The sequence below is a fragment of the Pseudomonas sp. S5F11 genome (assembly GCF_019641515.1).
Lineage (GTDB): Bacteria > Pseudomonadota > Gammaproteobacteria > Pseudomonadales > Pseudomonadaceae > Aquipseudomonas > Aquipseudomonas rhodesiae.
In genome coordinates, this window is record NZ_JAIFJZ010000001.1 from 2811263 (window position 1) to 2834913 (window position 23651).

General features: G+C 57.7%; 14 protein-coding genes, 2 tRNA genes and 3 rRNA genes. 9 read left to right on the forward strand and 10 right to left on the reverse strand.

Annotation, left to right across the window (positions count from 1 at the left end; all coding sequences use genetic code 11):
• Positions 1-65 precede the first annotated feature (65 nt).
• Genes mksB through mksF form a run of 3 tightly spaced genes read left to right on the forward strand, consistent with a single transcriptional unit; the run spans position 66 to position 4877 of the window.
• Complete coding sequence (gene mksB / locus K1567_RS12795; RefSeq protein WP_099313235.1) at positions 66-1343, forward strand: Mks condensin complex protein MksB; 1278 nt, start codon at positions 66-68, stop codon at positions 1341-1343.
• A complete protein-coding gene (gene mksE, locus K1567_RS12800; protein WP_034095743.1) occupies positions 1333-2040 on the forward strand; it encodes an Mks condensin complex protein MksE in 708 nt (235 codons plus the stop codon). Before mksB ends, mksE begins: the two co-directional genes overlap by 11 nt.
• Positions 2037-4877: an Mks condensin complex protein MksF gene (gene mksF, locus K1567_RS12805; RefSeq protein WP_034095742.1), complete on the forward strand. Its 2841-nt coding sequence runs from the start codon at positions 2037-2039 to the stop codon at positions 4875-4877. Before mksE ends, mksF begins: the two co-directional genes overlap by 4 nt.
• A 145-nt stretch (positions 4878-5022) precedes the next feature.
• Here mksF and K1567_RS12810 read toward each other — a convergent pair whose 3' ends face one another.
• From K1567_RS12810 to K1567_RS12855, 10 genes are all read right to left on the reverse strand, one after another.
• Complete coding sequence (locus K1567_RS12810) at positions 5023-7326, reverse strand: PqiB family protein (RefSeq protein ID WP_034095741.1); 2304 nt, start codon at positions 7324-7326, stop codon at positions 5023-5025.
• The gene (locus K1567_RS12815) at positions 7319-7942 is read right to left on the reverse strand and encodes a paraquat-inducible protein A (protein WP_034095740.1); all 624 of its coding nucleotides are present in this window, start codon (positions 7940-7942) and stop codon (positions 7319-7321) included. Before K1567_RS12815 ends, K1567_RS12810 begins: the two co-directional genes overlap by 8 nt.
• Positions 7929-8588 (reverse strand): paraquat-inducible protein A, encoded by a 660-nt coding sequence (locus K1567_RS12820; protein ID WP_034111645.1) that lies wholly within the window; start codon positions 8586-8588, stop codon positions 7929-7931. The genes K1567_RS12815 and K1567_RS12820 overlap by 14 nt, the downstream gene beginning before the upstream one ends.
• A 193-nt stretch (positions 8589-8781) precedes the next feature.
• Positions 8782-8897, reverse strand: a 5S ribosomal RNA gene (gene rrf, locus K1567_RS12825).
• Between the two features lie 151 nt (positions 8898-9048).
• Positions 9049-11940, reverse strand: a 23S ribosomal RNA gene (locus tag K1567_RS12830).
• Positions 11941-12187: 247 nt separating this feature from the next.
• Positions 12188-12263: transfer RNA gene (locus K1567_RS12835), tRNA-Ala, on the reverse strand.
• Positions 12264-12293: 30 nt separating this feature from the next.
• A tRNA-Ile gene (locus K1567_RS12840) sits at positions 12294-12370 on the reverse strand.
• 81 nt (positions 12371-12451) lie between these two features.
• A 16S ribosomal RNA gene (locus K1567_RS12845) occupies positions 12452-13988 on the reverse strand.
• Together the 16S, 23S and 5S rRNA genes with 2 tRNA genes alongside form the textbook arrangement of a ribosomal RNA operon.
• Positions 13989-14621: 633 nt before the next feature.
• The gene (locus tag K1567_RS12850; protein WP_169869114.1) at positions 14622-16115 is read right to left on the reverse strand and encodes a CoA-acylating methylmalonate-semialdehyde dehydrogenase; all 1494 of its coding nucleotides are present in this window, start codon (positions 16113-16115) and stop codon (positions 14622-14624) included.
• Positions 16116-16154: 39 nt separating this feature from the next.
• Positions 16155-17504, reverse strand: coding sequence for an aspartate aminotransferase family protein (locus tag K1567_RS12855; RefSeq protein ID WP_169869113.1), 1350 nt, complete (start codon positions 17502-17504; stop codon positions 16155-16157).
• Between the two features lie 124 nt (positions 17505-17628).
• Between K1567_RS12855 and K1567_RS12860 the strand changes: the two genes are divergently transcribed.
• From K1567_RS12860 to K1567_RS12885, 6 genes are all read left to right on the forward strand, one after another.
• Positions 17629-18549 (forward strand): LysR family transcriptional regulator, encoded by a 921-nt coding sequence (locus K1567_RS12860; RefSeq protein ID WP_034095736.1) that lies wholly within the window; start codon positions 17629-17631, stop codon positions 18547-18549.
• A gap of 88 nt (positions 18550-18637) precedes the next feature.
• Positions 18638-20032, forward strand: a complete 1395-nt coding sequence (locus tag K1567_RS12865; protein WP_047881368.1) for a uracil-xanthine permease family protein — start codon at positions 18638-18640, stop codon at positions 20030-20032.
• A gap of 87 nt (positions 20033-20119) precedes the next feature.
• Positions 20120-20779, forward strand: coding sequence for a TetR/AcrR family transcriptional regulator (locus K1567_RS12870; RefSeq protein ID WP_034095734.1), 660 nt, complete (start codon positions 20120-20122; stop codon positions 20777-20779).
• Between the two features lie 12 nt (positions 20780-20791).
• The gene (locus K1567_RS12875) at positions 20792-21373 is read left to right on the forward strand and encodes a YigZ family protein (RefSeq protein ID WP_047881369.1); all 582 of its coding nucleotides are present in this window, start codon (positions 20792-20794) and stop codon (positions 21371-21373) included.
• 57 nt (positions 21374-21430) lie between these two features.
• Entirely contained in the window at positions 21431-22117 is a 687-nt protein-coding gene (locus K1567_RS12880) for an SDR family oxidoreductase (protein ID WP_034095732.1), read from the forward strand.
• 174 nt (positions 22118-22291) lie between these two features.
• Complete coding sequence (locus tag K1567_RS12885; RefSeq protein ID WP_047881370.1) at positions 22292-23650, forward strand: 8-oxoguanine deaminase; 1359 nt, start codon at positions 22292-22294, stop codon at positions 23648-23650.
• Position 23651: the final 1 nt, after the last annotated feature.

Consider the following 23651-nt stretch of genomic DNA (forward strand, 5'->3'; position numbering starts at 1 on the left):
TGGATAAATCCCCCGTCCGATGCAGTACAATCGCGACTTTTAATCGCCAACCAGCGGCCATTCCCATGATCGAACCCAAGCGCGTCCTGCGCGCCCTCGCCGAACACTGGGCCTTACTTGAGCCACTGTGCGAACACTTCGACCAAGGCACCCTGAGCCTCGGCGAGCTGCGCGCGCAACTGGCCGCCCAACAACTGGACAGCACGCCCCAGGACATCACCAGCCTGTTGGACGTGTGGATTCGCCTCGACATCCTCGTGCCTGTGGCCAAGAGCCCGAATCGCTTCGAGCTTAACGCGCAGATCCACGATTTCCTGGCCTATCTTCGCAAGGAGCACCGGCTGGGCCTGTGCCTGGAGATTGAAGCCTACCTGCGCCACCTTGAGCGCCTGGCCGGTTATATCCAGGACGCCTTCGACATCCGCGACGGCCACGACCTGGCCCGCCAACTGCGCTTGCTCGACATGCGCGTGCGCGACGTGCTGAAAAAACTCGCCAACGACGAACAGGCCCTGGCCGCCGTGGCCGACCGCGCCAAGACCAGTGACCGGCAGATCCCGTTGCGCCAGCGTTACGCCGAGGTCTTGGCGACCTGGGACGAATACGTCGAACCGATGATCCAACTGGTGAACGCCGACGGCGCCTTCGAACAAGGCGTGCGCAAAGTGGAAAACGTGCTGTTGCGCCTGCTCACCGAACAGCAGCGCCTCGGCCATCTGGTGGACGATGACATGCTGCTGCGTACCCACGCGCGCATCCTCGAAATGCAGACCAGCGCCCAACTGACCTTGCGCCATGCGCGGGAACTGCTGCTGCCGCTGCGTGAAGAAGCGCGCCGGCACAACGCCGTGACCCGTGGCGCGGCGCTGGCCTTGTCGGCCATTCGACGCAAGGGCCTGGACGCGGTGCCGCAAGCGGCAATGCCGATGTTTACCCGACCGCAAAGTACCTTCCTGGGCAGTGCGAGCCAGGTCGAAGCCTATGTGTATGCCCTGGCGAATTTCGAGCCCAAGCCTGCGCGGTTCCCCAAGGCTCACAAGTCCCACAAGGGCGAAGCCCAACGCGCGCCGCGCACGGTCAAAGAGATGCTCGAACGCTGCGAAGACGCGTTGCCGATGCCGGACTTGATGACTTGGCTGCTGGAGCAGGAACCGGACGGCGCCACCGACGAATTGCTGTACTGGTTCTCACGCCTGTCCCGCGAAAAACGCTTCAAGCGCGAACGCCTGGAACGTCGCGACTATCACACCCACGAGCACCAGGTCAGCCTGCGCTCCTTCGCCCTGCTCCCGGCCACGCCTGACGCGGCCGAGCATTCTGCGAGCATTCCTCATGCATCTTGATCTATCCGAACTGTCCCAGCTGGCGCCGATCTTCCGCGAGCTGTTCAAGGGTTACCATGTCAGCCGCCGCGACCCGGAGCTGTACGCCCAACTGTCGAACTTCCAGGACCAGTACCGCACGTTGTTCAAGGCCCTGGGCTTTGAGCTGGTTTGCGACACTCGGGGCTTCTACTACTTCGTGCCCGACACCGCCGTGGCTGCCGCGCAGGTCAACAAGACCGCGCAGCGCCTGGCGCTATTCACCTTCATCATCGTCGAGCACCTGGCCGACCAGGGCCGCGACCCAATCGCTGTGCTGGACGGTGGCAGCCTGGGCCGCGACGAGCTGCCGTCGCTGCTGGAAAAGTACCGCGACCTGTTTATTCAGGCCGAAGTGCAGACCCAGGAAGAACTCGAAGAAAAAATCATGCGCCGCATGACCCAACTCGGATTCGCCAGCGAAGACAACGGCGTGTACCGCTTCCTGCCGCCGATGCACCGGTTCCTCGACGTGTGCCTGTCGGTGCAGCAGGACCGCGACCTGGCAGCCAGTGTGCACAGCGTCTTGCCTCTGCCGGCGCCGGTGATCATCGACGAAGACAGCGATGAGAAACTGCTGCAGACCGATGACCCGCTGGACCTCAGCGAGTTTGACAACGAGAGCGAAGAAGACGCCCTGGCCCGTGCCATTGCCGAAGAACAGGAGACCGACGCATGAGTAAGGAACGCTACGGCATCCGCCGCTTCGCCCTATTGAACACCGCCGGTTACAGCCTGGGCTTGTTTCCGCTGGAAGAGCCGCTGTCGGTGTACGGCGCGAACAACCTGGGTAAGTCCGCCTCAATCAACGCCCTGCAGTTCCCGATCCTGGCGCGCATGTCGGACATGAGTTTCGGCAAGTACACCCTGGAACAATCGCGGCGCTTCTACTTTGCCAGCGACACCAGCTACATCCTCGTGGAAGTCTCCCTGCCCCACGGCCCGCATGTGATCGGTGTGGTCGGCCGCGGGCCGGGCGGTGGTTTCGGCCACCAATTCTTTGCCTATGCCGGCAAGCTCGACCTGGCCCACTACCAGAAAAACGACACCTGCCTGCGTCAGAAAGAACTGTTCACCAACCTTGAGCGCGAGGGCCTCAAGGCTTACGAACTCAAGCCGGATGAACTGCGGCGTTTGCTGGTCGGCGGCCACACGTCGATCCCGCTGGACCTGACATTGATCCCGCTGCGCTCCACCAGCGAGCAGAGCCTGAAGACCTTCCGCGCGCTGTTTATCAACCTGCTGCACATGCGCGAAATCACCGCGGCCAAGCTCAAGCAGCTGTTCCTCGATGCGTTTGAACACAGCCTGCGTTCCGGCAGTGTGGATTACATCGCCGCGTGCGAAGAAGCCTTCCGCGATGTACGACGCATGGAACAGGACTACAACTCCCTGGTGGCCGCCGGGCCGCTGGTCGAAGCCCTGGCCAATGGCGTGAAGCACCGCGACATCCTGCGCGGCAAACTGCATCGCCTGTCGCCACTGTTGGATTCGCTGCTGGGCACCTGGTCGGACTACGCCAGTGCACGCAAGGAAGAGCTGACCATCCAGGCCGAGCATTACCGCAACGAACAGGACGCGCTGCAGAACGACCAGCGCGGCGGCACTCAAGAGCTGATGCGCCTGGAGCGGGAAATCAGCGGCATCCAGCGTTGGCTGGGTGAATTGTCGGTGCTCAAACATCGCTTCGCGTTGGTGGACGATGTGAAAGTGCTGGAGCAGCAATTGCTCGCGGCCAAGGACGCTCACGACGAACTCGCGGGCGCGCTGGCGCAGTCGCGACAGTTCAGCGCCGAAGACTTGGACGAGCGCTTGCGTGACCTGGAAAAGCGCTTGAAGTCGGTCAAGCAGCAGCTAGACCATGCGGACAACAACAGCTACGCCAAGCTGCGGGAAGAATTCTCACAGCAGGATGTCGAGCGTCTGATGCGACTGTTCAACAGTGCGCTGTTCAGCCTGCCGTTGGGCGAGCATGGCATCACGCTGGATGAGGATGGCCTGTGGGTTAAATCCCTGGAGCAGATCCTTGATGGCTTCAAGGGCGAGCGCTTTGAAGTGCCGGGGTTGTCTATCGACATTTCCCACATCGAACCGCCGGCATTGCAGGCCCTCGCGGATCGTGCGGCGTTGCGCGACCAGAAAGAGCGCCTGGAAAAAGAACTCAAGCAGCTCAAAACTCAGCAAGCCGTGGCGGCTGACCGCGCCGCGAGCAAAACCCAGACCGAAGCGCTGTACCAGCAGGTGCTGGACGCACAGAAAGCCTTGGAGGATTTCCGTCGCGCGCAGACCTTGAGCGCCGAAGAAGGTGAGAAGCTGGAAAGCCTGGCGCAGATGGAAGCGGCCCAGGACGAGTTGAAGCGCTCCAGCGACGCGTTTACCGAACGAGTCCAGCAACTGTCGGCCAAGCTGCAACTGGTCGGGCGTCAAATCGGCGACATGGAAGCCAAGCAGCGCACATTGGATGACGCGTTGCGCCGTCGTCAATTACTGCCTGCGGACTTGCCGTTCGGCACGCCGTTCATGGACCCTATCGACGATTCCATGGACAACCTGCTGCCGCTGCTCAATGACTATCAGGACAGTTGGCAGGGCCTGCTGCGCGCCGACGGCCAGATCGAAGCGCTGTACGCTCAGGTGCGCCTCAAGGGTGTGGCCAAATTCGACAGCGAGGATGATGTCGAGCGTCGCCTGCAACTGCTGATCAACGCTTATGCCCACCGCACCGATGAAGCCCTGACCCTGGGCAAGGCACGCCGTGCGGCGGTCACTGATATCGCGCGCACCTTGCGCAATATCCGCAGCGATTACGACAGCCTTGAACACCAACTGGCGCTGTTCAACCGCGAGATCAACAAGCGTCAGGTGTCCAACCTGCAGAGCTTCCGCATCGTACTGGCACCGAACAAGGAAGCGCTCAAGCATATCGACCAGATCATCCACAGCGCCGGTCAATACGAAGAAGGCGAAACCCTGTCGGTGTTCGATCTCAGCCAGAGCGCCGAGCAGGACAACAAGAACGAAGAAGCCAAGGAATACCTGGCTCGCCTGGTGGCCGCCAACCATAACCAGTTGGGCCTCAAGGATCTGTTCGAGCTGGCCTTCGAAATCACTAAGGTCAACGGCCAGCCGGTGATTCACACCGATATCGATGGCGCGGCGTCCAACGGCACTACCATGACCATCAAGGCGCTGACCAACATGTATTTGTTGCTGCACTTGATGGACCGCGACCAGGCCGGTCGTGTGCGTTTGCCGTACTACCTGGATGAAGCGGCGGATATTGATGAGAAGAACCAGGCCGCGCTGCTGGAAACCAGTTTGCAGCTGGGCTTCGTGCCGATCCTGGCGAGTGTGAAACCCCAGGTTTCCGCCCAGGTGGCTATCGACTTGGAAGGCGGTAGCGGACCGAATGGTATCTACATCGACGAGGCGGACTGGAAGTACATCCGTCGTCGTGATGTGGTGAAGGCCACGGTAAACGTGCAGGCGGATGAACCGGAGCTGGATGAAGTCTGACCGGTTGCACTGAAATGCAAAAAGGCCGCGATCTTATGGATCGCGGCCTTTTTTTGTGGTGATGTTGAGGCTCTTGTCGGGAGCAAGCCTTCCCACATCCTGATTTATGTGGGAGGGGGCTTGCCCCCGATTGCCGCGCCTCGGTTTATTTGCCCAGTGGAATCTTGGGCGCCCAGGTCAGCCATTCATCTTCGAACTTGTCGAACAGCGGAAAGGTTTGTTGGGCACGCGCGGCGTTACCCATGCGCTCACCCTCCGGCGTGGCGAATGCAATACCACCCGCCACTAGAGTCTCCAGGGACTCGGTGCGTACCGTTGCGCCTTTGAACAGGCCGAAGTCGAGCCCGAACCCACTGGTGTTCCAGAAACGGCTGCCACTGCGCACCAACGGCGCGTACTTGGGTTCGATCAGGATATGGATCAACACACGGTCGGCGGTCTGGCCCAGCTCGTAACCGGTGACTTTGCCCACGGTGACTTCACGATAGGTAACCGGCACGCCTTCCTTGAGAGAACCGCGACGCGCTGCGCTCAGGACCAGTCTCAAACCAGCTTCTTGGTTCACGACTTCCGGCGGTTGATTTAGCGCGACGAAATTTTTCTGCGGGCCGGCATTTTTCGCCGCCGGTTGCACCTCGATGTACTGACCGGTGACCAAGGTTTCGAGGTTGGACGTTTTCATCAGGCCCAACTCAGGCTTGACCACCCAGAACTGACTGCCGACGCGCGCAACGCGATCGGCCACTTGGGTGATACGCGCACTGAGCATGACCGACTGCATATCGGCACTCAGGTCGACACTTTCGATCTTGCCCACATCCAACCCCTTGAAGCGCACCGGGGTTCCTGGGCGCAGGCCATCGGCGCGGTCGACCTTGATGGTGACGAGGGTCCCATGTTGATTGGCGGCCTCACGGTCGGCAAACAGACGGAAACGAGGGATACGTTTTTTCAGCGGAACGTTTGCCTGCGGGGTTTCGAAAGCGATACCGCCGGCCATCAGGCTCGCCAGGGACTCACTTTTTACTTGGATGCCGCCGGTCAGGCCGCCGGTCAGGGTCACGCCGCTGGCATTCCAGAACCGCGTCGAACCGTTGACGAGGTTTTCGTATTCCTTCTCGATGTGAACGCCAATCACCAGTTGCTTGCTCTTGCGCGAGAATTGGTAGCTCTGCACCGAACCGACTTTGACCTGCTTGTAGAGGATCGGGCTGCCGACATCCAGGGAGCCCAGGTTGTCGGTGAACAACACCATATGCAGGCCCGGAGAACGCAGGTCCAACGGCGGCGCTTTGGCCCGCGCGACAAACTCACGTTGCGGGGCACTGCCTTTGTCACCAGGGCGGATGGCAATGTAGTTACCTTTGACCAAGGCTTCCAGACCGGTGATGCCGGCAAGGGAGATGGAAGGTTTCACCACCCAGAACTGGGTGTCCTGCACCAGGTAATCTTCGGCCAAGGGGTCTAGGGTCAATTCCGCATTGGCGCTGGACAGATCCGGATCGATCTTCAGAGTTTTCAGGCTACCGACCTGGATGCCCTTGTACATGACCGGCGTGCGCCCCGCTTGCAGGCCTTCGAAGTCAGCCAGCTTGACCTTCACACGAATACCGGCGGCGGCCGCGTCGAAATCTTCGTACAAGCGGAACGGCAAGCTTGGATCGGTGGGCGGACTGTCTTTGCGATTTTCTGGCGTGGCGAAGGCGATACCACCGGCTACGATGCTGGAAAGCGACTCGCTGCGCACTTTGACGCCGGAGAGGTTAGCGTCGATGCTGATACCGCTGGCATTCCAAAAACGCGTGTGTTTGCGCACCAGGTGCGCGTAAGTCGGCTCGATGTAGAGTTTGATCTCAACGGTGCTTTGGTCTTCGGACAGCAGATAGCTTTTGACCTGACCCACCTGGATCTGCTTGTAGAACACCGGGCTGCCACGGTTGAGTGAGCCGAGGCGGTCGGCTTTGACGGTCAGGTGCAGGCCGGGCTTGGCGTCGGACAGAGGCGGCTCTTCGGAAAGCGCCTTGAATTTGCGAGTGGGTTCGCCATCACCAGGGCTGGCAGCGATGTAGTTGCCTGATACCAGGGTTTCCAGACCGGTGATGCCCGCGAGGCTGACGCTGGGCTTGACCAACCAGAAGCGCGTGTTGGTTTTGAGGTATTGCTCGACGTCCTTACCCATCTCGATGGTGGCGATCACCCCGCGATTGTTGCCTTCGTCATCAAGTGCCAAGGCTTTGACCTTGCCCACGGGCATGCCTTTATAAACCACTTCGGTTTTGTTGACCTGGATGCCCTCGCCGCTTTCAAAGCGCACCTGGATTTCGATGCCCTGCTGGGAGTAAGCACGCCACCCCAGCCACCCGCCGATAATCAGGGCAATCAGAGGCAACACCCATATGGCTGACCAGTTGGAAGCAGGGCGGGTTTTAGCTTTAGGCAAGTCACTCATGGTCGTCGTCCGACTCCGTGTTATCCCAAATCAGTCGGGGATCGAAAGTTACAGCGGCAAGCATCGTCAAGATCACCACACTGGCGAACGCCGCAGCGCCGAGGTTGGCCTCGACGCTGGCAAGTCGTCCAAAGTTTACGACCGCCACGAGGATGGCGATCACGAAGATATCCAACATGGACCAGCGGCCAATGAATTCAATAAAACGGTACATCACGATACGTTGTTGCGCCGAGAGCGGTTGATGGCGCTGCACCGAGAACAGTAACAGACCGATACCCACCAGCTTGAATGTCGGCACAAGAATACTCGCGATGAATACCACTGCGGCAATCGGGTACATACCATGCTGCACCAGCTGGATAACACCGGCCATAATGGTACTGGGATCGCCCTGCCCCAAGGAGTTGACCGTCATGATGGGCAGCATATTGGCAGGGATGTAGAGCAAAGCGGCGGTGATCAACAACGCCCAAGTACGCGTAAGGCTATCAGGGCGGCGAGCATGAACCAGCGCGCCACAGCGGCTGCACACTTGCTCATCGACATCTGGCTCTTGCTTATTCAACTCATGGCATTCGGTGCAAATCAGAATGCCCGCATCAATCGCCCGCATGATCATCCTCCCCTGACAGCGCTTGCCAGATCTGGTGGGGCGACATCACCACCTCAAGCAGGACCTGAACCATCAACAAACTGACAAAGCAACCAAGGCCCAGGCCAATCGTGATGGACGCCATGTCAGCGAGCTTGACGATCGCCACCAGTACGCCCATCAAGTAGACCTCCAGCATCCCCCAATCTCTCAAGTGGTGGTAAATACGATAGAGCAGCAGGCCATAACTGCGGCCGATGTTCCACCGTATGCTCAGCAGCACGGCTAACTGACATAGCAACTTGAGCAAGGGAATGCCCATGCTGCACAGGAACACCACGATGGCCACACCCTGCATGCCCGTGTCGAAGAGACCGACAACGCCGCTCCACACGGTGTCCTCTGAAGACTGACCCAGTAGATTGAGCTGCATGATCGGCAGAAAGTTCGCGGGGATGTACAACAACAGTGCGGCAAGCACCAAGGCAAGGCTTCGCTCAACCACGTTATGTCGGTGAGCGTACAGCTCGTAACCGCAACGTGGGCACTGGGCTTTTTCGCCAACAGCGAGCACGGGTTTGCGCATCAGCAGGTCGCACTCATGGCAGGCCACCAGGTCGTCCAGCGGTAAATCCGACACCTCTGTGGCATCAACCGGATCGGGCATAGTAGGGCTCTGACTCTAAAAATGGTTAGGTGCCTATTCTAGTGGTCTGGTTCAGAAATAACTGTTCAAATTTGTCGGCGATTTGGCGGTGCTCTTGGACTGAGTAGAAGGTAAACCTAATCGAGCTTCTAATGTTTTCGAGCGCGCAAAACAAAACCCCAACTGCTTTCGCAATTGGGGTTTCGGAATTTAATCTTGACGATGACCTACTCTCACATGGGGAAACCCCACACTACCATCGGCGATGCATCGTTTCACTTCTGAGTTCGGGATGGGATCAGGTGGTTCCAATGCTCTATGGTCGTCAAGAAATTCGGGTACTGACTCGTGACCTTTTGGCCTCGCTTCAGCAAATTGGGTATGTGACAGCTGTCGGTGTTTTGTGAGCATCGAACTTTCGGTTCATTGCGTCTTCACACACCGCAATCTGGCCTTTCGACTCAAATTGCTTGGGTGTTATATGGTCAAGCCTCACGGGCAATTAGTATTGGTTAGCTCAACGCCTCACAGCGCTTACACACCCAACCTATCAACGTCGTAGTCTTCGACGGCCCTTCAGGGAACTCAAGGTTCCAGTGAGATCTCATCTTGAGGCTAGTTTCCCGCTTAGATGCTTTCAGCGGTTATCTATTCCGAACATAGCTACCCGGCAATGCCACTGGCGTGACAACCGGAACACCAGAGGTTCGTCCACTCCGGTCCTCTCGTACTAGGAGCAGCCCCTCTCAAATCTCAAACGTCCACGGCAGATAGGGACCGAACTGTCTCACGACGTTCTAAACCCAGCTCGCGTACCACTTTAAATGGCGAACAGCCATACCCTTGGGACCGGCTTCAGCCCCAGGATGTGATGAGCCGACATCGAGGTGCCAAACACCGCCGTCGATATGAACTCTTGGGCGGTATCAGCCTGTTATCCCCGGAGTACCTTTTATCCGTTGAGCGATGGCCCTTCCATACAGAACCACCGGATCACTAAGACCTACTTTCGTACCTGCTCGACGTGTCTGTCTCGCAGTCAAGCGCGCTTTTGCCTTTATACTCTACGACCGATTTCCGACCGGTCTGAGCGCACCTTCGTACTCCTCCGTTACTCTTTAGGAGGAGACCGCCCCAGTCAAACTACCCACCATACACTGTCCTCGATCCGGATAACGGACCTGAGTTAGAACCTCAAAGTTGCCAGGGTGGTATTTCAAGGATGGCTCCACGCAGACTGGCGTCCACGCTTCAAAGCCTCCCACCTATCCTACACAAGCAAATTCAAAGTCCAGTGCAAAGCTATAGTAAAGGTTCACGGGGTCTTTCCGTCTAGCCGCGGATACACTGCATCTTCACAGCGATTTCAATTTCACTGAGTCTCGGGTGGAGACAGCGCCGCCATCGTTACGCCATTCGTGCAGGTCGGAACTTACCCGACAAGGAATTTCGCTACCTTAGGACCGTTATAGTTACGGCCGCCGTTTACCGGGGCTTCGATCAAGAGCTTCGCGTTAGCTAACCCCATCAATTAACCTTCCGGCACCGGGCAGGCGTCACACCCTATACGTCCACTTTCGTGTTTGCAGAGTGCTGTGTTTTTAATAAACAGTCGCAGCGGCCTGGTATCTTCGACCGGCATGAGCTTACGGAGCAAGTCCTTCACCCTCACCGGCGCACCTTCTCCCGAAGTTACGGTGCCATTTTGCCTAGTTCCTTCACCCGAGTTCTCTCAAGCGCCTTGGTATTCTCTACCCAACCACCTGTGTCGGTTTGGGGTACGGTTCCTGGTTACCTGAAGCTTAGAAGCTTTTCTTGGAAGCATGGCATCAACCACTTCGTGTTCTAAAAGAACACTCGTCATCAGCTCTCGGCCTTAAGATCCCGGATTTACCTAAGATCTCAGCCTACCACCTTAAACTTGGACAACCAACGCCAAGCTGGCCTAGCCTTCTCCGTCCCTCCATCGCAATAACCAGAAGTACAGGAATATTAACCTGTTTTCCATCGACTACGCTTTTCAGCCTCGCCTTAGGGACCGACTAACCCTGCGTCGATTAACGTTGCGCAGGAAACCTTGGTCTTTCGGCGTGGGTGTTTTTCACACCCATTGTCGTTACTCATGTCAGCATTCGCACTTCTGATACCTCCAGCAAGCTTCTCAACTCACCTTCACAGGCTTACAGAACGCTCCTCTACCGCATCACTTACGTGATACCCGTAGCTTCGGTGTATGGTTTGAGCCCCGTTACATCTTCCGCGCAGGCCGACTCGACTAGTGAGCTATTACGCTTTCTTTAAAGGGTGGCTGCTTCTAAGCCAACCTCCTAGCTGTCTAAGCCTTCCCACATCGTTTCCCACTTAACCATAACTTTGGGACCTTAGCTGACGGTCTGGGTTGTTTCCCTTTTCACGACGGACGTTAGCACCCGCCGTGTGTCTCCCATGCTCGGCACTTGTAGGTATTCGGAGTTTGCATCGGTTTGGTAAGTCGGGATGACCCCCTAGCCGAAACAGTGCTCTACCCCCTACAGTGATACATGAGGCGCTACCTAAATAGCTTTCGAGGAGAACCAGCTATCTCCGAGCTTGATTAGCCTTTCACTCCGATCCACAGGTCATCCGCTAACTTTTCAACGGTAGTCGGTTCGGTCCTCCAGTTAGTGTTACCCAACCTTCAACCTGCCCATGGATAGATCGCCCGGTTTCGGGTCTATTCCCAGCGACTAGACGCCCTATTAAGACTCGCTTTCGCTACGCCTCCCCTATTCGGTTAAGCTCGCCACTGAAAATAAGTCGCTGACCCATTATACAAAAGGTACGCAGTCACAGAACAAAGTCTGCTCCCACTGCTTGTACGCATACGGTTTCAGGATCTATTTCACTCCCCTCTCCGGGGTTCTTTTCGCCTTTCCCTCACGGTACTAGTTCACTATCGGTCAGTCAGTAGTATTTAGCCTTGGAGGATGGTCCCCCCATATTCAGACAAAGTTTCTCGTGCTCCGTCCTACTCGATTTCATGACTAAGAGATTTTCGCGTACAGGGCTATCACCCACTATGGCCGCACTTTCCAGAGCGTTCCGCTAATCTCAAAGCCACTTAAGGGCTAGTCCCCGTTCGCTCGCCACTACTAAGGGAATCTCGGTTGATTTCTTTTCCTCAGGGTACTTAGATGTTTCAGTTCCCCTGGTTCGCCTCTTGCACCTATGTATTCAGTACAAGATAACCATCTTATGATGGCTGGGTTCCCCCATTCAGACATCTCCGGATCAAAGTCTGTTTGCCGACTCCCCGAAGCTTTTCGCAGGCTACCACGTCTTTCATCGCCTCTGACTGCCAAGGCATCCACCGTATGCGCTTCTTCACTTGACCATATAACCCCAAGCAATCTGGTTATACTGTGAAGACGACATTCGCCGAAAATTCGAATTTCTCAACTAAGAGAACTCACAAATTTTACCTTAGCCTGATCCGTTACCAGTGAAAGTAACGTTCAGTCTATCTTTCTATCACATACCCAAATTTTTAAAGAACGAACTAGTCAAAGACTAGAAATCAACATTCACCATCGACACGATGGAATGCTCATTTCTAAGCTTTATACAAACAGAAGCAGTAGTGGTGGAGCCAAGCGGGATCGAACCGCTGACCTCCTGCGTGCAAGGCAGGCGCTCTCCCAGCTGAGCTATGGCCCCGTATTTCTACAGGCGTTTCCCACACAAAATTGGTGGGTCTGGGCAGATTCGAACTGCCGACCTCACCCTTATCAGGGGTGCGCTCTAACCAACTGAGCTACAGACCCAATTTCGGGCTGCTTCTTTCGTCTTCTTCAATGAATCAAGCAATTCGTGTGGGAACTTATGGAGCAGCTGATGTCGTCGATTAAGGAGGTGATCCAGCCGCAGGTTCCCCTACGGCTACCTTGTTACGACTTCACCCCAGTCATGAATCACACCGTGGTAACCGTCCCCCCGAAGGTTAGACTAGCTACTTCTGGTGCAACCCACTCCCATGGTGTGACGGGCGGTGTGTACAAGGCCCGGGAACGTATTCACCGCGACATTCTGATTCGCGATTACTAGCGATTCCGACTTCACGCAGTCGAGTTGCAGACTGCGATCCGGACTACGATCGGTTTTATGGGATTAGCTCCACCTCGCGGCTTGGCAACCCTCTGTACCGACCATTGTAGCACGTGTGTAGCCCAGGCCGTAAGGGCCATGATGACTTGACGTCATCCCCACCTTCCTCCGGTTTGTCACCGGCAGTCTCCTTAGAGTGCCCACCATTACGTGCTGGTAACTAAGGACAAGGGTTGCGCTCGTTACGGGACTTAACCCAACATCTCACGACACGAGCTGACGACAGCCATGCAGCACCTGTCTCAATGTTCCCGAAGGCACCAATCTATCTCTAGAAAGTTCATTGGATGTCAAGGCCTGGTAAGGTTCTTCGCGTTGCTTCGAATTAAACCACATGCTCCACCGCTTGTGCGGGCCCCCGTCAATTCATTTGAGTTTTAACCTTGCGGCCGTACTCCCCAGGCGGTCAACTTAATGCGTTAGCTGCGCCACTAAGAGCTCAAGGCTCCCAACGGCTAGTTGACATCGTTTACGGCGTGGACTACCAGGGTATCTAATCCTGTTTGCTCCCCACGCTTTCGCACCTCAGTGTCAGTATCAGTCCAGGTGGTCGCCTTCGCCACTGGTGTTCCTTCCTATATCTACGCATTTCACCGCTACACAGGAAATTCCACCACCCTCTACCATACTCTAGTCAGTCAGTTTTGAATGCAGTTCCCAGGTTGAGCCCGGGGATTTCACATCCAACTTAACAAACCACCTACGCGCGCTTTACGCCCAGTAATTCCGATTAACGCTTGCACCCTCTGTATTACCGCGGCTGCTGGCACAGAGTTAGCCGGTGCTTATTCTGTCGGTAACGTCAAAACCATCACGTATTAGGTAACGGCCCTTCCTCCCAACTTAAAGTGCTTTACAATCCGAAGACCTTCTTCACACACGCGGCATGGCTGGATCAGGCTTTCGCCCATTGTCCAATATTCCCCACTGCTGCCTCCCGTAGGAGTCTGGACCGTGTCTCAGTTCCAGTGTGACTGATCATCCTCTCAGACCAGTTACGGATCGTCGCCTTGGTGAGCCATTACCCCACCAACTAGCTAATCCGACCTAGGCTCATCTGATAGCGCAAGGCCCGAAGGTCCCCTGCTTTCTCCCGTAGGACGTATGCGGTATTAGCGTCCGTTTCCGAACGTTATCCCCCACTACCAGGCAGATTCCTAGGCATTACTCACCCGTCCGCCGCTCTCAAGAGAAGCAAGCTTCTCTCTACCGCTCGACTTGCATGTGTTAGGCCTGCCGCCAGCGTTCAATCTGAGCCATGATCAAACTCTTCAGTTCAAACATCTTTGGGTTTTTAAGAAACCCTAAACTTGGCTCAGCAATCGTTGGTTACATCTTTGATTTCTCGCGGAGTAACTTGCGATGCTGATAATCTTGTTGACTATCAGTCTGACTCCACAAGCACCCACACGAATTGCTTGATTCAGTTGTTAAAGAGCGGTTGGTTAAGATCTTTCGTCTCAACCGAGGCGCGCATTCTACAGCAGCCTCATTTGCTGTCAAGTGATTATTTTCAGAAGTTTTCGAAGATTTCTTCAACAACTTCAACCACTTGCGCCTCCGATCTCTCGTTAGCGGGAGGCGAATTCTACAGCGTTACACGCTGCTGTCAACACCTCTTTTTCTCCGCTTTCGATCGAGAAGATCGAAACGTTAATAGAGCCAAACAACACTGCTCTACCAACTCCTTCTGTGCTTCGATGAACTGAAGCGATCCGCTGTCGAACCTTGCGTAACTCTTTGTTTACCAAGGAGTTTTCCGTTTCGACTGCGCCGGAAGTGGGGCGAATTATAGACTTCTGGAATCTGCCGTCAACCACTATTTTCATATTTCTGTCGTACTGGTCAAAAAACGCCCCAAAGCACGAAAGCCGGCCCTAATGGGCCGGCTTCCCGCCTAGCCAACGAGGGCTAAAGGCTGGGAAAAGCAAACTGTGACGCTTCATGACTGGCCCGCTGCGGCCAACGCTGGGTAATCGCCTTGCGCCGAGTGTAAAAGCGCACACCATCCGGCCCATACGCATGCAAGTCGCCAAACAGCGATCGCTTCCAGCCACCAAAGCTGTGATAAGCCACCGGCACCGGCAGCGGAACGTTCACACCCACCATGCCCACTTCGATTTCGTCACAGAACAGACGTGCCGCTTCACCATCACGGGTGAAGATACAAGTGCCGTTGCCATACTCGTGATCATTGATCAGTTGCATCGCAGCTTCCAGGCTGTCTACCCGAACCACGCACAACACCGGCCCAAAGATCTCTTCTTTATAGATACGCATCTCAGGGGTTACGCGATCAAACAGGCTACCGCCGAGGAAGAAGCCCTGCTCATGACCGGCAACACTCAACCCGCGACCATCGACCACCAACTCAGCGCCGGCAGCCACGCCGTCTTCTATATAGCCGCTGACCTTGTCCCGCGCCTGCCCAGTGACCAACGGCCCCATATCCAGGCCGCAAGACGTGCCTGCGCCAATCTTCAATGCCTTGACCTGCGGCACCAACTTGGCAATCAAAGCATCGGCGACCTGGTCCCCCACGCACACCGCCACCGAGATCGCCATGCAACGCTCGCCGCATGATCCGTAGGCAGCCCCCATCAAGGCACTGACCGCGTTATCCAGATCGGCGTCCGGCATCAACACCGCATGGTTCTTCGCTCCGCCCAGCGCCTGTACACGCTTGCCGCGTTTGGTCGCTTCGGAATAGATGTACTCAGCAATCGGCGTCGATCCTACAAAGCTCAATGCTTTTACTTCAGGCGCTTCGATCAACGCATCCACCGCCCCTTTGTCTCCGTGCACCACACTGAGGACGCCTTTGGGCAGACCGGCTTCTTGCAACAGTTGTGCGATCAGCAGCGTCGAACTTGGATCGCGCTCCGAAGGTTTGAGAATGAAGCAATTGCCGCAGACGATCGCCAACGGGTACATCCACAAAGGCACCATCGCCGGGAAATTGAACGGCGTAATACCGGCCACTACACCCAGGGGCTGGAAGTCCGACCACGCATCGATGTTCGGCCCAACGTTACGGCTGTATTCGCCCTTGAGAATCTCCGGCGCCGAGCACGCATACTCGACGTTTTCGATCCCGCGCTTGAGCTCGCCGGCGGCATCTTCCAACGTTTTGCCATGCTCCTCGCTGATCAACTGCGAGATGCGGGCTTCGTTCTGCTCCAGCAATTGCTTGAAACGAAACATCACCTGAGCGCGCTTAGCCGCCGGCGTATTGCGCCAGGCCGGAAAGGCCGCCTTCGCTGAGTCGATTGCACGCTGGATAGTTTCACGGCTGGCCAACGGCACTTGGTGAATCACCTGGCCGGTGGACGGGTTGTACACATCAGCGCTGCGACCGCTGTCGTTGACCAACTCGCCATTGATCAAATGCTGGATAAGGCTCATGCAGGGCTCCTGAAAAGTTGTTCTATATAGAAGGAGAAATCAGTCGATTTTGTTCAGCACGTCGCCGACCGCGTCGAACAAGCGATCCAGGTCCTGCGGCTTGCTGTTGAAGGTTGGCCCGAACTGCAGCGTGTCGCCACCGAAGCGCACGTAGAACCCCGCCTTCCACAAAGCCATGCCGGCCTCGAATGGACGCACAATGGCGTCTCCGTCACGCGGGGCAATCTGGATCGCGCCGGCCAGGCCATAGTTGCGAATGTCGATTACGTTCTTGCTGCCCTTCAAACCGTGCAGCGCATTCTCAAAGTGCGGAGCGACTTCGGCTACGCTCTGCACCAGGTTTTCCTTCTGCAATAGGTCCAACGCCGCCAGGCCAGCAGCGCAAGCGACCGGGTGCGCCGAGTAGGTGTAGCCGTGGGGGAACTCCACTGCGTACTCCGGCGTCGCCTGGTTCATGAAGGTTTGATAGATCTCGCTACTGGCAATCACTGCGCCCATGGGGATCGCGCCGTTGGTGACTTGTTTGGCGATGCACATCAAGTCCGGGGTCACACCAAAGCTGTCCGCACCGAACATCAAGCCGGTGCGGCCGAAACCGGTGATCACTTCATCGAATACCAGCAGGATATTGTGCTGATCGCAGATCTCGCGCAGGCGCTTGAGGTAACCCTGTGGCGGCACCAGCACGCCCGCCGAACCGGCCATCGGCTCGACGAACACCGCGGCGATGTTCGACGCGTCATGCAGCTCGATCAACTTGAGCAACTCATCTGCCAAGGCGATGCCGCCCTGCTCAGGCATGCCGCGGGAAAACGCATTGCTTGCCAGCAAGGTGTGCGGGAGATGGTCAACATCCATCAGCGCCTGGCCAAACATCTTACGGTTACCGTTCACACCGCCAAGGCTGGTGCCGGCGATGTTAACCCCGTGATAACCCCGTGCGCGGCCGATCATCTTGGTCTTGGTGGCCTGGCCTTTTAAGCGCCAGTAAGCCCGCACCATCTTCACCGCGGTGTCGGCGCACTCGGAGCCAGAATCGGTGAAAAACACATGATTGAGGTTTCCGGGGGTCAGATCGGTAATCTTTTCCGCCAGTTGAAAGGACAGCGGATGACCATATTGGAAGCCCGGCGAGTAGTCCAACGTGCCCAATTGCTTGGCCACCGCTTCCTGAATTTCTTTGCGGGTGTGCCCGGCGCCGCAGGTCCACAGGCCTGATAACGAATCGTAGACCTTGCGCCCCTTGTCATCCGTCAGCCAGCTACCCTCTGCGGCCACGATCAGGCGTGGATCGCGCTGGAAATTACGGTTAGCGGTATACGGCATCCAATGCGCATCCAACTTGAGTTGGCTGGCCAGGGACGAAGGGGCGTTTTCGGGCATGTTCATCAGCAAAACCTCGCAGGGCAAAAGGCAGCGTCGGGATTGAAAGCGTTCTTGCAGCTAAATTGCCATGGCGATAAAGTCGGTGAAATCCAACTTTTCTAACCTTCAGTCAGGGCTTCACTAAACTATGAGCATCCGTCGTCCCGATCCCCTGGCTCAAGTCAGCGACTTTGATATCCGCTTATTGCGCATCTTTCGCAGCGTGGTGGAATGCGGCGGGTTCTCGGCGGCAGAAACCGTGCTCGGCATCGGGCGCTCGGCCATCAGCCAGCAAATGAGCGACCTTGAACAGCGGCTGGGATTGAGGCTCTGCCAGCGTGGCCGCGCGGGGTTTTCGCTCACGGAGGAAGGGCGCGAGGTGTACCAGTCGGCCCTGCAGTTGTTGAGCGCGCTGGAAAGTTTTCGCACCGAGGTCAACGGCCTGCACCAGCACTTACGCGGCGAATTAATCATCGGTCTCACCGACAACCTTGTCACCCTGCCTCACATGCGCATCACACACGCCTTGGCACAATTGAAGGAACGGGGCCCGGACGTGCAGATTCAGATCCGCATGATCGCACCCAACGAAGTGGAGCAAGGCGTACTCGACGGCCGCCTGCATGTGGGAGTTGTGCCCCAAGCCAGCGCGCTGTCCGGCCTGGAATACCAGCCGCTCTACAGCGAACGTTCGCTGCTTTACTGCGCAGTCGGTCATCCGCTGTTCTATGCCGACGACAAAGCGCTGGACGACACCCGCATCGATAGCCAGGACGCAATCGCCCCGACCTTTCGCCTGCCCGCAGACATCCAGGCTCACTACCAGGCGCTCAACTGCACCGCCAGCGCGTCGGACCGCGAAGGCATGGCGTTTCTGATCCTCACTGGTCGCTATATCGGCTATTTACCTGATCACTACGCCAACCTATGGGTACAACAAGGCCGACTGCGTGCGCTGAAACCGGCTACACGTTTTTACGATTTGAGCCTGGCATCGGTCACGCGCAAGGGCCGTCGCCCTCATTTGGTGCTGGAAAGCTTTCTCGACAGCTTGGCTGCAACACGCTAAATCGGGCCTCGGCGCAAAAGCTGAGCAACTGGACAGCTTTTTGCAAGGGCATCAGGACCTAGAACCGTCCGCCTTGAGTTTGCCCGCCATGCCACCAGAATCCTCCAGCCCCAGCGACCTGATCTACGGTCTCAACGACCGCCCAAAACCCGCCCCCGCCCTATTGGCCGCCTTGCAGCATGTGTTGGCCGCCTTCGTCGGTATCATCACTCCGCCGCTGATCATCGGCTCCACCCTCGGCCTTACCGCGCATTTGCCCTACCTGATCAGCATGGCGTTGATGGTTTCCGGTGTGGGCACCTTCATCCAAGCGCGTAGGCCGTTTGGTATCGGCGCCGGAATGATCTGCCTGCAAGGCACCAGCTTTGCGTTTCTCGGCGCGGTGCTGTCAGCCGGTTTTCTGGTCAAGCAACGCGGCGGCAGCCCGGAAGACATCATGGCGATGATCTTCGGCGTGTGCTTTTTCGGCGCGGCCGTGCAGATCGTCCTCAGCCGCTTCATCGGGCAGTTGCGCCGGGTAATTACGCCGCTGGTCACCGGCATCGTGATAACACTGATCGGCATCAGCCTGATCAAAGTCGGCATTACCGACCTGGGCGGCGGTTTCAACGCCGCCGATTTCGGCGCTCCGACCAACCTGGCATTGGGGCTGTTCGTGGTGCTAACGATCATTCTGCTCAATCGCTCGAACACACCGTGGGTGCGGCTTTCGGCGATTATCATCGGCCTGGCCCTGGGCAGTCTGGCGGCCTGGTTCAGCGGCAAACTGGTGCCTCAGGCCTTGCCGGACTTGCCTCTGGTCAGCTTGCCGATACCGTTTCGGTTTGGTTTCAACTTCGACTGGAGCGCTTTCCTGCCGATTGCGCTGATCTATCTGATCAGCAGCATCGAAACTGTCGGCGACCTGACTGCCAATTGCATGATCGCCCGCCAACCCATCAGTGGCCCTTCCTATATAAGCCGGCTCAAAGGCGGCGTGCTGGGTGACGGGGTGAGCTGCATGATCGCCGCCACCTTCAGTGCGTTCCCCAACACTACCTTCGCGCAGAACAACGGGGTGATCCAACTCACCGGCGTCGCCAGCCGTTACGTCGGCTTATATATCGGCGTGGTGCTGTTCTGCCTCGGTTTGTTTCCGCTGATTGGGGCCGTGCTGCAGCAAATCCCCAAGCCGGTATTGGGCGGCGCGACCCTGGTTATGTTCGGCAGTGTCGCCGCCGCCGGGGTGCGCATCCTCGCGCAGGCGCCACTGGACCGGCGCAGCATGCTGATCATCGCAACTTCGTTCGGCGTCGGCCTGGGGATCGCTGCCCAGCCAAACCTGCTACACCTGATGCCCGCGCTGATACAGAATCTGTTCGATTCCGCCATCACCAGCGGCGGCCTGACCGCGATTGTGTTGTGCGTGCTATTGCCGGAGGCCAAAACCCCCGGCACCGCCGTAAACCACGCAACCGAAAGCGACACGCTGGAGCCGCTTTGACGGTTTTATTGCATCGGGACTTGTCTGGGGCTTGAGGGTGGGTTATCTGTGCACACGTCGTCTCTATCGATCAGCACGGTAATCTCCATGAGCCTCGAAGTTCCTGCCCACAGCCACCACGCCGGTAAGCCCGCCAGCCGCATCCGGCAAAAGAACGAACAAGCGATTCTCCAGGCTGCTGAGGATGAGTTCGCGCGCCATGGCTACAAGGGCACCAGCATGAACACCATTGCTGCCAGCGCCGGGCTGCCCAAGGCCAACTTGCACTACTACTTCACCAATAAACTGGGCCTGTATATCGCGGTGCTCAGCAATATCCTTGAGCTATGGGACAGCACCTTCAACACGCTGACCGCCGAGGACGATCCCGCCGAGGCCCTGACCCGCTACATCCGCACCAAGATGGAGTTCTCACGGCGCCAGCCCCAGGCCTCGCGGATCTTCGCCATGGAAATCATCAGCGGCGGCGAATGCCTCACCGAATATTTCAGCCAGGACTACCGCGCCTGGTTCAGCGGGCGTGCGGCGGTGTTCCAGGCCTGGATCGACGCCGGCAAAATGGACCCCGTGGACCCCGTACACCTGATCTTCCTGCTGTGGGGCAGCACCCAGCACTACGCCGATTTCGCTACCCAGATCTGCCGCGTCACCGGGCGTACCCGCCTGACCAAACAAGACATGGAAGACGCCGGCACCAACCTGATCCATATCATTCTCAAAGGCTGCGGCATCAAGCCGGCCCTCTAGACGAAGCAACCTATGCCTTTCACGCTCACCGGCCTTTGCGAGTTTCGTGAAGAGATACGCAAAAGCCGCTTTATCACCCTCGCTGTGCCGATCACCAGCCCACAGGACGCCCAGGCGTTTTTTCAGGAGCACAGCGTTCTCGATGCCACGCACAACTGCTGGGCCTGGAAATTGGGCGACCAGTACCGCAGCAACGACGACGGCGAACCCGGCGGCACGGCCGGGCGACCGATCCTGGCCGCCATCGAGGCCCAAGGTTTTGACCAGGTCGCCGTGCTGGTCATCCGCTGGTACGGCGGTATCCAACTGGGCACCGGTGGGCTTGCCCGTGCCTATGGTGGTGGCGCGAATAAATGCTTACAAAACGCCGAGCGCATCGAGCTGATCAGCCGCGTGCCGTTGCGTTGTGCGTGCGGCTTCTCCGAATTGAACTTGGTCAAACTGCGCGTGGCCGAATTGGGCGGGCTGGTGGTGGAAGAAACCTTCACCGCCAATGGTGTCGAATTGCATCTGGCCCTGGGGGAAGCGCAGATCGAAACCCTGCAAACCCAGCTCGCAGACTTGAGCCGTGGCCGCATCCTCCTGCAACGCTGAAACTGCTACTGTTGTGCGCTGAATCTCCCTGAACCGCGATTTCAAAGGAAGCCTTTCATGTCTACGCCAAAAACCGCACTGATCATCGGCGCCTCCCGCGGGCTGGGTCTTGGCCTGGTCAAGCAACTGCTCCAGGACGGCTGGGACGTGACCGCCACCGTGCGCGATCCGAGCAAAGCCGATGCGCTGAAAGCCGTTGGCCCGGTACAGATCGAGAAACTCGACATGGACGATCAACAAGCCGTGATCGCCCTGAACCAGCGCCTCAAAGAGCGCACCTTCGATCTGCTGTTCATCAATGCCGGCGTCAAAGGCCCGGACAATCAGGAACCCGGCCACGCCACCCTGGCCGAAGTCGGCCAGCTGTTCTTCACCAACGCCGTGGCGCCGATCAACCTGGCCCAGCGTTTTGTCGGGCAGATCCGCAAAGACAGCGGTGTGTTGGCGTTCATGAGTTCGGTGCTGGGCAGCGTCACCATTCCCGACGGCTCGGAGATGGCGCTGTACAAAGCCAGTAAGGCTGCGCTCAATTCCATGACCAACAGCTTTATCACCCAATTGGGCGACCACCGGCTAACGGTGCTGTCGATGCACCCGGGCTGGGTCAAAACCGACATGGGCGGCGAAAACGCCCATATTGATGTCGATACCAGCGTGCGTGGCCTGGTGGATCAAGTGAATGCCTTCGCCGGCAAAGGTGGCCATCATTTCGTGGACTACAAAGGCGCCACTATCGCCTGGTAAGTACACACGAAAAAAATGTGGGAGGGGCTTATCCCTCCCACACAAATCAATCCGCTTTCCTACAAACCGAACTCCACGTACTCTAGCCCCTCGCCCCCACCGGCGACCCTGGATCAGCAGACAGGGCAACACTGAGCTGGCAAACCTGAACCCATCATTCAGAGGAGCCGGCCAATGCCTGCGACCCGTATCTGGTTAAAAAACCCCCTCGCGATTTTCACTGCCAATGGCCTCGATGCCCGTGGCGGCCTGGTGCTGCAAAACGGTGTGATCGCCGAAGTGCTATCGGCTGGCCAAGTCCCTGCGCAACCTTGCGAACAGGTCTTCGATGCCCGTGAACATGTGGTCCTGCCGGGCCTGATCAACACACACCATCACTTCTACCAGACCCTCACCCGTGCCTGGGCGCCGGTAGTCAATCAGCCGTTGTTTCCGTGGCTGAAAACCCTTTACCCGGTATGGGCGCGGCTGACCCCGGAAAAACTCGCCCTGGCCAGTAAAGTAGCATTGGCCGAGCTGTTGCTGTCCGGCTGCACCACTGCGGCCGACCATCACTACTTGTTCCCCGACGGCCTGGAACACGCCATCGATGTGCAAGTGGACAGCGTGCGCGAACTGGGCATGCGCGCCATGCTCACCCGCGGCTCCATGAGCTTGGGCGAAGCCGATGGCGGCCTGCCACCGCAGCAAACCGTGCAACAAGGCCAAGTGATCCTGGACGACAGCCAACGCCTGATCCGCGCCTACCACCAGCGCGGCGACGGCGCGCAGATCCAGATCGCCCTGGCACCCTGCTCGCCGTTTTCAGTCACGCCGGAAATCATGCGCGCCAGTGCCGAATTGGCCACTCAACTCGATGTGCGCCTGCACACCCATCTGGCCGAAACCCTCGACGAAGAAAACTTCTGCCTGCAGCGCTTCGGCCTGCGCACGGTGGACTACCTCGACAGCGTCGGCTGGCTCGGCCAGCGCACCTGGCTGGCCCACGGCATTCACTTCAACCCGGATGAAATCGCGCGCCTGGGCGAGGCCGGTACCGGTATCTGTCACTGCCCAAGCTCCAATATGCGCTTGGCTTCGGGCATCTGCCCGACCCTGGACCTGATCGCCGCCGGCGCGCCAATCGGCCTGGGTGTGGACGGCTCGGCCTCCAACGACGCGTCGAACATGATCCTCGAAGCGCGCCAGGCCCTGTATATCCAGCGCTTGCGTTATGGCGCGCAGCACATCACCCCCGAAGGCGTGCTCGGCTGGGCCACTAAAGGCTCGGCGCATTTGTTGGGGCGTACGGATATAGGCGAGTTGGCCGTTGGCAAACAAGCCGACCTGGCGCTGTTCAAGCTGGATGAGCTGCGCTTTTCCGGCAGCCATGATCCGATCTCGGCGCTGCTGCTGTGCGGCGCGGACCGAGCGGATCGGGTGATGGTCGGCGGGCAGTGGCGAGTCATCGACGGGCAGGTGGAAGGCCTGGATCTGAAAGGCTTGATTGCCGATCACAGCCAGGCGGCGCGGGCGTTGATCGCCGGGAGCTGAT